The organism is Palleronia sp., from assembly GCF_042089775.1.
In the GTDB taxonomy this organism is placed as follows: domain Bacteria; phylum Pseudomonadota; class Alphaproteobacteria; order Rhodobacterales; family Rhodobacteraceae; genus Palleronia.
In genome coordinates this window covers 1-11940 of the sequence record NZ_JBELKF010000096.1, presented here as the reverse complement: position 1 = coordinate 11940, position 11940 = coordinate 1, and the positions used below count along the sequence as shown (strand labels likewise).

Genomic DNA, 11940 nt, shown 5'->3' with positions numbered 1-11940 from the left:
AAGGGAATCAGAAGCCTTGGCGCCGATCAAGTCCGGAGTTTTTCAACAGCATCCGCCCTTTCAGCACGACGAGCGGCCGACGCTCGTGGCACATAGCTGGCGTTTCTCGCGCAAGACCGAGGCTTGTCCAGAGCAGAATGTTCCGATTTCGGATGAGGCAAGCGCCGCCCTGGATTCTCCTGATCAATCGAACCGCAGCTCACGCGTCAAGCTTCTCCGCTGCGGACTCGAAACTCCCCGCAAATTTTCAGACGCTGAGCCGCATAATCGAGGCGCGACTGCTCAAGGTGGCACGTGGAGAAGAATCATGAGCCCAAGGCCGGTGAAGGTGCGTTGACCTCCGCCCCAACGGCAACCTCGAGACGGCGCCCGTGGGACACCTTGACGCAAAGTCGTTGATTTCCATTCTACCGCATTCGCTGATCCGTGGGACACCCCACTCCTTATTTTACTGGGATTTCGGCCGCTTCTGGGGGGCCCCTACGGGCTGCCCCTTTGTAGCCCATTTTGCTGACCTCCGCGCCCCCAAGTGCCCCGAGATTTCGCGGCGTGGGACATCCTGTCTATCAAGTGCCTGCTGGACGCGCTCAAAGCCGCTCTCGTCAAAGCGTGCGCAATCAACATCGGCGACATGGGGCGCGGACGACTTCACCTCGCTGTGCGGCAGTCGAGCAGCGATTTCAAAGACAGATGCACCCGCGTGCAAGCTCGTGTGCTGTCGTTTTCCGGATTCCGTGCTGGGACCGGGCGGCCTTCTTCAGCTTCTTCTTTTTCTTCGTCTCCGGGACTTCCACTTCGACGAACGTGAAGAGGCCTGCGGCGACGAGCCGCTTGCGGATATGGTTATCCACCGAACCTGACGAGGATGCCGCTACGACCCTCGAACCCCGCGTATCGCGAACGACGTGCAGCGGCTGGAACACCCTTGCCACCAACTGCTGTGGAAGTGCGCCCGCGGCGTGATACTCAGGTGAAGGATTGCGCCAGAGGCCGAGCGACATCCGGCGTCAAGGGCAGCGTCGCGCTATGCAAGCTAAAGGCCGCGCCCCAACGGGACGCGGCCGAACAGGCGCTCGTAAAAGCCGTTCAGGCGGCGGCTTTGCGCGCCTCGAGGACCGAATCCACCTGACGCTGCGCCGCAGCCTCGTCTTCGCCCGAAACAGCGGCAATCTCGCGGACCAGGCGCTCGAGCGCGGCTTCGTAGAGCTGACGCTCGGAATAGGACTGCTCGCGCTGGTCGTCGGTACGGTGCAGATCGCGTACCACTTCTGCGATGGCGATCAGGTCGCCCGAGTTGATCTTCTGTTCGTATTCCTGTGCCCGGCGGGACCACATGGCCTTCTTGACCTTGGCCTTGCCCTTCAGCACCGACATCGCCTTCGTGACGACGTCGGGCGACGAGAGCTGGCGCATCCCGACCTCGGACGCCTTGTGCGTCGGAACGCGCAGCGTCATCTTGTCCTTCTCGAACGAAATCACGAAAAGCTCGAGCTCGAGCCCCGCGATCTCCTGCTTTTCGATGGACAGGATTTGGCCCACGCCGTGGGCGGGATAGACGACGTAATCGTTCGGACGGAATTCCGGCTTCTTAGCTTTGCTCATGGCAGACAGTGTTCCTTTTCAGGCCCCGGATTCAGCCGCAAGAAGACGCCGGGAGACACGCACATTTCCCGCCGTCCGGGGACTCTGCCCCCTTGTTCCGCTGCTGTGGGTTTCACCATAGCACAAAATTCCGGACACCGCCAGCCGGGTCCGGCGAAGCACTTTGCAGGGCTGAACCTTAGCCGCCCTCGCCCGGTGCCTCGGAAAAGAGCTCCATCTTGCCTTCCTTGCCGTCCATCTCGTCGGCGTTGGGCAGCGGGTCCTTCTTGGTCACGATGACGGGCCACATCTCGGAGTACTTCCGGTTGAATTCAACCCACTTCTCCGCCTCGGGATCCGTGTCGGGGCGAATTGCGTCAGCCGGGCACTCGGGCTCGCAAACCCCGCAATCGATGCACTCGTCCGGGTGAATCACCAGCATGTTTTCGCCCTCGTAGAAGCAGTCCACGGGGCAGACTTCCACGCAATCGGTGTATTTGCAGGCGATGCAGTTGTCGTTGACGATATAGGTCATGATGCGGTCCGTCTCGGAATCGTGGCGGGGATAGACCGTTGCCGGCCGAGGTTCAAGCGGCCGAGGGCAGTATCGTTCCCTGACCGGTCGTAACGTCGCAGCTTGGTCTAGCTAAGGTTAATGCGGTCAGTCCGCCTCTTGGTGCCAAGTGTCGCGGTCGAGCGCGCGCCGCGCCTTCTTCGTTGGTCGTCCGCCAGGCTCTGTCCGAGGTGCGGCAGGGTCCGCCGGTGTGGGCGGAGGCGATCGGTCCTCGTAGAGCTCCTGCGCTTCGGGCGCCGGTCCACGCCGTTCGCCCGGGGCACGGACGGTGACAACCCGGACGTTACGGCCCTGCGCGAAGGTCAACGTGTCGCCAACTCTCACGCTGGCCGAAGGCTTCGACACCCGCTGCCCATTCACGCGGATGCCGCCGTCCGTCACGGTCTTCGCTGCAAGGCTGCGCGTCTTGAAGAACCGCGCGAAGAACAGCCACTTGTCGAGCCGGATTGCGGGCGCGGGCTCCACTCAGCCTTTGCCCTTCAGCCCCATCAGCGCCTCGGCGAACGGGTTCGACGGGTCGATGGGCTTGTCCCGTCGCGGCGGCCGGCTGTCAGCCTTCTGCGGCCTGTCGCCCTTCGGCCCTTTCTTTCCCTTACCACCGGCTGGCTTGCCCTTGGGGCGAGCCTGCTGGCCACGATCATCGCGGCCGCGCGAACGTCCCGCACCGCGACGTTCAGCCCGACCGCCCCAGGTGAAGGTGTAGAAGATCTCTGTCTCTTCTGGCGCCCCTTCCGGCAGCGCAGCCGCGGTGTCGCTGTCGGTTACCGCGGCGACGTCGGCCTCTGCGGGTGCGTCATTCGTCGCCGGATCGGCAGCAGCCGACCGAGCAGGTTCGGCCTCGGCTATCGCCTCCGCATCCTCGTCGGTGACCGCGGCCACATCCGCCTCTCGCGGCGTATCGGCCGTGGGAACATTGTCGGGACCACCCGGCATCGGCGGCATCTCCGAAGGAGGCTCGGCCGGACCTTCGGGCGGCACATCTGCGGGACGCTCCGGCGGGCTCGACGGAGGCGTCTCGTCCGGCGAGGGATCGGGCGCGGGTGTTGGCTGCACCGGCGGCTCTTCCGGTTCACCGGCGGCGGCAGGCGCTGTCTCTTTCGGCCCCGCCACCTTGGCGCGTTCGGCACGTTCGGCCTTATAACCAAGACCTTCCATCAGCTTCGAAAACTGCTCGAGCGTCATGCCCGTGATCGACAGCATGTCCGGCGTCGCTTCAAATCCGGCGCGGGAGTCCTTCGCCCGCAGCAGGTCAGCGAGACGTTCGAGCATGTCGATGCGAATCGCCCGGTCGCCGGCGGTACGGTAGCCGGCCATCGTGTAGGTGCCCTCGGGTACGCCACCGACGACCGGGATCGTGACCAGCCCCGGCGGCGGACTCTCGGGAAACTCGTCAAAGCCCTGGTCCAGGGACCACAACACCAGCCGCAGCCGCGTGGGTGCAGGCTTCAGAAGGGCCGGAAGAAACACCGTGAACTGTCCGAACCGAACGCCATGCTTGCGCAGCGCACCGCGGGCGTTCTGGTCAAGATCCTTGACCTCGCCAGCGATATCACCGCGAGGGATCACACCCATGTTCTCGATCAGCCGGTACGCAAAGCCCTTTGCCAGCCCTTCCAGCGCCTCATCCCGCTGCATCGCCAGCAGCGGCTCGAACAGCGCGGCGATCTTGCGGTCGATGAAGTGTTGCAGGCGGCGTTCGACCTTCTGCTGCACCTCGGACCCGGCTTCGTCGTCGACGAAAGCGATCGCACGGGGCTTCAGCGGATCGTCGCCCTTGGTCAGGCGCCCGACCGCATCGCTGCCCCACATCAGGCCGCCCTGCTCGGTAAAGTCGAGCTCGGTGTCGGGCGCATTGTAGAAGCGGTCGGCCCGCAGGTGGAACTGGGGCGCGAGAGCGGCGGCACTTGCCTGCCGGAGCGTCTTGGCCTCGTCGGGACTACCCGCCTTGTCCTGGCGGAAGCGGAACCCCTCGATCCGGCCCACATACTGGCCCTCGACGGTCACCTCGCCCTTGTCGTTCACATCGGCCACCATGGCCTCCTTCTGCTTGAGCCGGCGCAGGAGCACGCTCGTGCGCCGGTCCACGAACCTTTGCGTCAGCGCCTCGTGCAGGGCATCCGACAATCTATCTTCTACCGCGCGAGTGGCCTCGCGCCAATGGCGCTCGTCATCCACCCAGCCCTTCCGTTGAGCAACGTAGGTCCAGGTCCGGATATACGCCAATCTTTTCGACAACGCGTCGATGTCGCCTTCGGTTCGATCGATCCGCTTGACCTGCCGTGCCATCCAGTCGTCGGGCACCCGCCCGAACTCGCGTAGGAAGCCGAAGATCGTTTCCAGGAGGTTGGCGTGTTCGGACGCGCTGATCCCGCGAAAGTCTGGAATCCGACAGACGTCCCACAATAGTCTCACGGAATTCGCATCGCGGCAGGTCTGCGCGATCTCGGGTTGCGCCGACAGGGTCTTGAGCGCGCCGAGGTCGTCCGCCTCCCGCGCCCGCTGCAGGCGCTCATGGTCCGAGCGCTGCTCAAGCGAGGCAATCAGCGCGTCCGGCGTTCCAAAGCTCAGCCGCGGGTTGCGCCACTGCAGCAGCTTGATCGGGGCGAAGCGGTGTTCGCATATGGCCTCGGCCACGCCCTCGTCCAGCGGCGGCGCTTCGCCCGTCACGCCGAAGGTGCCGTCGTTCTGGTAGCGCCCTGCCCGCCCGGCGATCTGCGCGAGCTCGTTCGGCTGCAGCTCGCGCATCCGCCGTCCGTCGAACTTGCGCGTGGCCGAAAACGCGACGTGGTCAATGTCGAGGTTCAGGCCCATGCCGATCGCATCGGTGGCGACGAGATAGTCGACGTCGCCGTTCTGGTACATTTCCACCTGCGCATTGCGCGTCCGCGGGCTGAGCGCGCCCATCACCACGGCCGCACCGCCTTTTTGCCGGCGCAGGAGCTCGGCAATTGCGTAGACGTTATCGACCGAGAACCCGACGATGGCCGAACGCGGCCTCATCCGGCTGATCTTGCGGCTGCCCGTATAGAGCAGGGTCGAAAACCGCTCACGCTTGATGAAGCTCGCTTCGGGGACAAGTCCGGCAATGGCGCCGCGCATCGTCTCGGCGCCCAGGAACAGCGTCTCGTGGGTGCCTCGCGCGCGCAGCAGGCGATCGGTGAAGACATGGCCCCGCTCGGGGTCGGCGCAAAGCTGGATCTCGTCGATCGCCAGGAAATCGGTGCCCATGGCCTCGGGCATCGCCTCGACCGTGCAGACCCAGTATTGCGTGCGCTCGGGCACGATCCGCTCTTCACCCGTGACAAGCGCCACGACCGACGGACCGCGCAGCGCAACCAGCTTGTCATAGACCTCGCGCGCCAGAAGGCGCAGCGGCAGCCCGATGATGCCAGAGCGATAGCCCAGCATCCGCTCGATCGCGTAATGTGTCTTGCCGGTGTTCGTGGGGCCCAGGACCGCCGTAATCCGTCCCATCGTGTCCTCTTTATCGCCCGCCCTTACTTGAGGCTCATGGCGGCTGAGGACAAGTCCCGCATGTGCCGCCGCCCCGGACGGGACGGCGGCAAGGCCGTCATTCGACAGGCATCGCGTCGCTGCGCACGATCCGGATCCGCTCGATCTTGAGGGAGCCCTTCGTGTCGCGGTCGTCCGTCTGCTTCGGTGCCATGGCAGCCGGTCGGAGCACCGGGGTCAGGTCCCGGATGATGCCGAAGCCCAAGCCGTCGCCAGGTGCAGCGGAATCGGCGCGGGCCTGCCCGATCGCCAGAACGGCAAGCGCCGCAAGGCCCGCAAGTCGTGAGATTTTCATAAGTGCCTCGATCTGCTCTGTGCCCGCGTCTTGCGCGCGAGTCTGCGGTCAAGAGATCACAGTTCGGACCACGTGTCAGCCGCGACCTTGGGATAGCGAATCACTACGTTGCGCGAAGGCGACGAAGAGAACCCTCAGAGGCTGCGACCATTCAGCGATCGCTCGAGTTGCAGAATCGTCACGCCGGCTTGCGGGCTGGCGGGAAAGAGCCGCTGGACCTCGCGCCACGCTTCCAGAGCGGCCTCCTCCGCACCGATATCGGTCAGAATGACCGCCAACCCTGTAAGCGCGCCGAAATGGCGCGGATTCAGGGCTAGGGTTCGCCGGAGGTCCGACAGGGCCGGTCCGAACTCCCGAGCCTGAAAGAAGGCGGTCGCGCGGCTGTTGTAGCCCTCGGCGAAGTCGGGCGCGTGGTCGATCAAGGCGGTGAAATGGCCGATCGCCTCCTGCGTCTCGCCGGCATCGAGTGCGTCTCGCCCCCGCTCGAGCAGCAGATCCATCGCCGGTGAGCCCGACTTCGACCATTCCGACGCGATCTTCGCGGCGATCTGCTGGGCGTCCGTGCCCTCCGCCCGCTGCAAGGCGGCGAACAGGTCGTCCAGCCGATCCGCACCGCCTTGGGCAAGCCCGGCGCCGGCGGTCAGCAGGAATGCCGCCACGGCAGATTTGAGGTTGCGAAGTCTACGCGTCATATCAATGTAAAGCGTAACCGATCGCCGGCGGATGTCACGCCCCGGCCGCAACACGAATGCAGGAGCACGACCCATGAGCGAGATGATCGACCAAGCGGTGAAAGAGCTGAACCAGAAGACCGGCGGTAGCTTCGACGGCTCGGCCAAGTTCGTGGTGGAGGACGAGGGCACTATCATGCTCGACGGCGAAGGCGCCCGCGCCGCCGACGAAGAGTCCGAGGTCACCCTGACCGCCGACGCCGATACGTTCCGCGAGATCTTCGAGGGCGAGCTCGACCCGACCGCAGCCTTCATGTCTGGCCGGCTGAAGATCGACGGCGACATGAGCCAGGCCATGAAGCTCGCCTCCGCCCTCTGAGTGCAGGACGCCCCGTTTCACAAGGAAGTCGCAGGCGGTCCGGAGAATGTGCGGGCCGTCTGGATCGAAGCTGCGGACGGCGTGAAGCTGCGTGTGGCGGTCTGGCCGGCCGAGGCCGCACGAGGAACTGTCCTGCTCTTTCCCGGACGTACGGAATATGTCGAGAAGTACGCCGAGGTCGCTGCTGTCCTAGGGGCAGCGGGGCTGACCACACTCGCGATCGACTGGCGCGGGCAGGGCCTGTCCGACCGCCTGCTGCCTGACAGGATGCCGGGCCATGTCGGCCATTTCGAAGAGTATCAACGCGACGTGGCAGCGTTCGTTGCGTTCGCCACGGCCGAAAGGCTGCCGAAGCCTTGGTACCTTCTGGCCCACTCCATGGGCGGCGTCATCGGCCTGCGCGCGTTGGTCGAAGGTCTGCCGGTTGAGCGCGCCGCCTTTTCGGCGCCGATGTGGGGGATCTCTCTGGGGGCGTCGCTACGGCCAGCGGCGTGGGGCTTGTCCTTCGCGGCGCGGGCCGTCGGCTTCACCGACAGGTACGCTCCAGGAACTTCGCGCGGGGCCTACCAGAGTGACACTCCGTTCGAGAGCAACCTGCTGACCCACGATGAGGCGCAATACGCGCGGCTGGCTGCGCAGACGACCGCCCATCCCGACCTGGCGCTGGGCGGACCTTCGCTCGGCTGGCTGGGTGCCGCGCTCAGCGAGTGCCGTCGGCTGGCTCGGCTTCCCTCGCCCGCTACGCCGACCGTAACGATCGTCGGAACAGATGAGCGGATCGTCGACACGTCCGGTATCCGCGCCCGCATGGCCGAGTGGCCGAACGGTCGCCTGATTCTGATCGAAGGCGGGCGCCATGAATGCCTGATGGAAACGCCTCCGAGGCGCGCACTTGCCCTGAAGGCAGTGTTGGAGCACTTTGGTACTTCTGAGGCCACCTGACGGCGGTCTCAGATTTCGATTTCCTGGAAAGCGTCGCGCAACGCTTGGCTCCAGGCGACGCTCATCGCGCTGAACGTCTCATCGTCCGGCTCGATCCGGCGCTGCTCAGTGATGCGCTGCGTGTCCGTTTCGATCACGCACAGGTCGAGCGGCATGCCGACCGAAAGGTTTGAGCGCAGCGTCGAATCCATCGACAGCAAGGCCGCTTTCTTCGCGTCTTCGAGCGATGTCTCAGGCGTGACGACACGGTCGAGGATCGGCTTGCCGTACTTGTGCTCCCCGATTTGCAGATAAGGGGTGTCGGCCGTCGCCTCGATGAAGTTGCCTTCGGGATAGATGAGAAACATCCGCGCCGCGCCGCCCCGCCGCTGCCCTGCGACGATCATCGAAGCACGCGCCGATTGGGCCTTCGCTCCCATGCGCGACGCCACCTGCTCGGAAACGTCGGAGAGCGTCGCACCCACGATTTCGGCGACCTCGAGCATGGTGTTGGCAGTCATGATGGAACGGGCATCGGGATTGGTCGTCGCTTCATTCAGCCGTGCCATCGTCGTCTGTGTCACCGACAGGGATCCTGCCGTCATGATGACGATTGCCCGCTCGCCCTCTTCGACGAAAGTGAACATCTTGCGGTAGGTCGAGATGTTGTCCACCCCCGCATTCGTGCGGGTGTCGGACAGAAGAACAAGGCCCGCATTCAGCAACAGGCCAACGCAGTAGGTCATCGCACTCGTCCAAGATTTAGTCGCTCTGCAGAAGCTGGGCTCGGGTCCCCCTTCACAACCGGCGAACCTCGCTACGCTTTCCGTTGGCACATGATGTCTGCCAAATGTGTGAATTACCATCTCTCAATAAAGATAAGCGGCAAGCCTGAACAAAAGGTGAAGGTGCGAATAGGCGAGATATTCTCATCTCGCGGTCGTCGAACGCCCTACACGTGCCTCGATTGGCCGGCTATCAGCCTTGAGGCAGTGAGGCGTGACGATGCGTGCGATTTACCTGATACAGGGGCCTCTCCGGACGGTCCTTCTCCGGCAGGCGTTGTTCCTGGTCCCGAGCCTTGGCCTTGCGTGGCTCTGCCTACATAACCTAGCACTTGCGCCGGCTGAGTTGGCCCAAGGACTGGCCGAGATTTCGGCGCCGCGATGGGGCGCCGCTGCGGCCTTCACCGCGCTCAGCTTCTGGGCCGTCGGCCGCTACGACCTTCTCGTGCACCGCCACCTTGGCACGGGAGCCGACCCGACGCACGCCACGCGAACGGGCGCAGCAGCTATCGCGGTGTCCCAAGCCACCGGGGCCGGCCTTGTCGTTGGCGCGCTCGTCCGCTGGCGCTTGCTGCCGCAACTTGGAATACTAGGCGCGCTCAAGTTCGTCGCGCTCGTATCGCTGACCTTCGTCGCCGCATGGGCGACCGTGACCGCTTTAGCAGTTCTTCTAACGCCCGCGCTCGCCCTGCCCGTACCCGGCGCACGCGTCCTTGCGGCATGCGTTGTGCTCGGCGCGGTCACAACGGTACTCGCATGCCTATTTCGCCCCGGCTTCTGCGCACGGCTGCGGCTGCCCAGCATCCGCACACTCGCAGTGCTACTCCCTTTGGCGGCCGCCGATCTTGTCGCAGCGGGCATGGCTTTCATCTGCTTTCTGCCCGCCTTGCCCGCCCTCGGCGTCATGGAGATCATGACGGCGTTTTCCATCGCCTACGGTGTCGGGCTCCTCTCGGGCAGTCCCGGCGGCATCGGGCCGTTTGAGATCGTGCTCATGGCCCTCCTGCCAGAAGCAGATCCGGCCACACGTCTCGCCGCGATGGCTGCTTGGCGCATCGCATATTTCGCACTGCCCGCCCTTCTCGGGCTGATCTTTCTTGCCCGCGGAGCGCAGGACAGCCCCGCTGCACCGCTCGAAGTACAGGTGACGACCGTTGACCCCCACACAGCCGATCTGATCGCGGCTGCGCCTCGCGCCGAGGTCGGCCTGCTTCATGCTGGCCATGCCGGTATGCTTGACCAGCCGGGCGTGCCCCGAGCCGTAACGGCGCGAGGCAGCCATACGCTCGTCCTTCTATCCTGTCTCGACGACTGGAACGTTGCTTTGTGCGGCGCCCTCGGCCTCGCCGCAAAAGAATCGGGGAGGATCCCCTGTCTTTACAAGATCGACGCTCAACAAGCGGTCAGCGCCCGCAGCGAGGGATGGACTGTCGCGCGATGCGGATCCGAAGCAATCCTTGATCCCGTCGAATGGACCGAAGCCGGCCCCGAACGTGCCGGTCTACGCCGCAAGCTCCGGCGAGCCGAGAAGGCAGGCATCCTTGCGAGCGAGGTCACCGTAGGAAGCCACGGCGCCGAACTTGCTGGCGTTGACGCCGCCTGGTGCGCCGCACAAGGATCGGCCCGCGGTTTCACGATGGGCCTCTACACGCCCGAGTACGTGTCTCATCAGCGGATCTTCGCAGCCAGCTTGGACGACCGGCTTTGCGCTTTCGTGACGTTCCATGCGTCTCGGGGGGAATGGGTGCTAGACCTCGTCCGGCAAGATGGCGCCCCCGACGGTACGATCCACGCCCTGATCACTTACGCTCTGGCCAAAGCCAGTGAAACCGCCTGTCCGCGCCTGTCGCTCGCTTCGGTGCCTTGCCCGCCCGCCGCACTGCCCGCTCGCCTGCAGGAAGCTTGCGCCCGGCGCATGGGAAACGCTGGCCTCGCGCAGTTCAAACAGACTTTTGCGCCCCGTTGGGAAACTCGATATATAGCGGCGCCCGGCTTGGGGTCGCTGGCAATCTCCTGGGCGGACATTGCGCGCTGCATTCAGCACCCACCGCACTCTCGGCCGAGATGAGAGAGCACGAGAAGGCGTTCGATCGCGCCCGGCGCCGCTCTCACATCCACCGCTGAGATCGCAACGAAAGGCGAGCCGGTCCATAGATATCTCAGGGCAGTCGGTAATGGCTTTCGATATGAAGTGAAAGCGGCTACCTCAGAGCCAGAGATACAGGAGGGATGCCCGACATGGCTGACAGACGCAAACTCGCCGCAGGCAACTGGAAAATGAACGGCACCGCTGCCGCGCTGTCCGAGGTCTCTGCCCTCGCCGGGCTACGGCGCGGCACCACCTGCGAGATCCTTCTCTGTCCCCCGACGACTCTGATTGAGCGCATGGCTCGCGCAACCGAAGGCACGAATATCGCGGTCGGAGGCCAAGATTGCCACTGGGCCGAGAACGGCGCTCATACCGGCGACGTCTCGGCTGAGATGCTGAAAGATGCCGGGGCCACCTACGTCATAACTGGCCACTCGGAGCGGCGTGCCGACCACGGCGAGAGCGATGAGATGGTACGCCGCAAGACCGAGGCCGCGTGGGCCGCGGGGCTGGCGGTCATTCTTTGTGTGGGTGAGACGCTTAGCGAACGTGAAGCCTCGAACACTATAGACATCATCAAGGGCCAACTGGCCGGCTCCGTGCCGGATCAGGCAACGGGGCACAACCTAGTCGTAGCCTACGAACCTGTGTGGGCTATCGGCACCGGCAAGGTACCCTCGACAGACCAGATCGGGGAGGTTCACGACGTTATTCGCGTCCAGCTGGAAAAGCGGTTCGGTCCCGGCGTCGGACGCTCTGTGCGGCTGCTCTACGGCGGCTCGGTAAAGCCGGCGAATGCGGCAGAGATCTTCGCGGTCGAGAACGTGGACGGTGCGCTGGTGGGCGGCGCGTCTTTGAAAGCCCCCGACTTCGATGGGATCATCAAAGCGCTCGACGCATGATCTTGCCGACTCGAATCTTGTGCAATAGGCGAAAGTAGAGGAGCGCCCCCGGATGGTTGAATCGCACATAGCGCCGCTTCTGTCGAACCGCTCCGCCATCAACCGTCAGAATTCTCGACAACCGGCCTTCCATTTGCGGAAATGACTCGTAGCCGATGCGGCTCAGGCGATCCGTTAGGCCCTGTTGACAAAAGGGGATTCACGTAGGGCACCGCCCATGATTCAAGCCG

General features: G+C 64.5%; 13 protein-coding genes. 5 read left to right on the top strand and 8 right to left on the bottom strand.

The genetic code is table 11. The features are described 5' to 3' along the window. The coding region (locus ACFDS3_RS16860) for a hypothetical protein (protein ID WP_375263519.1) at positions 1-337 on the top strand (337 nt) is incomplete at its 5' end. 343 nt (positions 338-680) lie between these two features. Here ACFDS3_RS16860 and ACFDS3_RS16855 read toward each other — a convergent pair. The 7 genes from ACFDS3_RS16855 to ACFDS3_RS16825 all read right to left on the bottom strand — a co-directional run bounded on the left by ACFDS3_RS16855 (position 681) and on the right by ACFDS3_RS16825 (position 6655). After that, on the bottom strand, positions 681-1001 hold the full coding sequence (locus tag ACFDS3_RS16855; RefSeq protein ID WP_375263518.1) for a hypothetical protein: 321 nt from the start codon (positions 999-1001) through the stop codon (positions 681-683). 85 nt (positions 1002-1086) lie between these two features. Beyond that, complete coding sequence (locus tag ACFDS3_RS16850) at positions 1087-1602, bottom strand: CarD family transcriptional regulator (RefSeq protein ID WP_375263517.1); 516 nt, start codon at positions 1600-1602, stop codon at positions 1087-1089. A gap of 178 nt (positions 1603-1780) precedes the next feature. Then, complete coding sequence (fdxA, locus tag ACFDS3_RS16845; RefSeq protein ID WP_375263516.1) at positions 1781-2116, bottom strand: ferredoxin FdxA; 336 nt, start codon at positions 2114-2116, stop codon at positions 1781-1783. 126 nt (positions 2117-2242) lie between these two features. After that, positions 2243-2620, bottom strand: coding sequence for an RNA-binding S4 domain-containing protein (locus tag ACFDS3_RS16840; RefSeq protein WP_375263515.1), 378 nt, complete (start codon positions 2618-2620; stop codon positions 2243-2245). Next, positions 2621-5629, bottom strand: a complete 3009-nt coding sequence (locus tag ACFDS3_RS16835) for a helicase-related protein (protein WP_375263514.1) — start codon at positions 5627-5629, stop codon at positions 2621-2623. It abuts the gene before it with no gap. Positions 5630-5726: 97 nt separating this feature from the next. Further along, a complete protein-coding gene (locus ACFDS3_RS16830; RefSeq protein WP_375263513.1) occupies positions 5727-5963 on the bottom strand; it encodes a hypothetical protein in 237 nt (78 codons plus the stop codon). 134 nt (positions 5964-6097) lie between these two features. Next, on the bottom strand, positions 6098-6655 hold the full coding sequence (locus ACFDS3_RS16825; RefSeq protein ID WP_375263512.1) for a tetratricopeptide repeat protein: 558 nt from the start codon (positions 6653-6655) through the stop codon (positions 6098-6100). Positions 6656-6728: 73 nt separating this feature from the next. Here ACFDS3_RS16825 and ACFDS3_RS16820 point away from each other — a divergent pair, with 73 nt between their 5' ends. Both ACFDS3_RS16820 and ACFDS3_RS16815 read left to right on the top strand, forming a co-directional pair. Further along, positions 6729-7013, top strand: a complete 285-nt coding sequence (locus ACFDS3_RS16820; RefSeq protein ID WP_085852424.1) for an SCP2 sterol-binding domain-containing protein — start codon at positions 6729-6731, stop codon at positions 7011-7013. Continuing rightward, positions 7014-7955 (top strand): alpha/beta fold hydrolase, encoded by a 942-nt coding sequence (locus ACFDS3_RS16815; RefSeq protein WP_375263511.1) that lies wholly within the window; start codon positions 7014-7016, stop codon positions 7953-7955. 8 nt (positions 7956-7963) lie between these two features. On the opposite strand, the gene ACFDS3_RS16810 is transcribed toward ACFDS3_RS16815, so the two are convergent. Then, complete coding sequence (locus ACFDS3_RS16810) at positions 7964-8680, bottom strand: peptidase (protein ID WP_375263510.1); 717 nt, start codon at positions 8678-8680, stop codon at positions 7964-7966. A gap of 259 nt (positions 8681-8939) precedes the next feature. Here ACFDS3_RS16810 and ACFDS3_RS16805 point away from each other — a divergent pair, with 259 nt between their 5' ends. Both ACFDS3_RS16805 and tpiA read left to right on the top strand, forming a co-directional pair. Beyond that, positions 8940-10787 carry a phosphatidylglycerol lysyltransferase domain-containing protein gene (locus ACFDS3_RS16805; protein WP_375263509.1) on the top strand — a complete coding sequence of 616 codons (1848 nt, stop codon included), beginning with the start codon at positions 8940-8942 and terminating at the stop codon, positions 10785-10787. 170 nt (positions 10788-10957) lie between these two features. Then, positions 10958-11710: a triose-phosphate isomerase gene (gene tpiA / locus ACFDS3_RS16800; protein ID WP_375263508.1), complete on the top strand. Its 753-nt coding sequence runs from the start codon at positions 10958-10960 to the stop codon at positions 11708-11710. Positions 11711-11940: the final 230 nt, after the last annotated feature.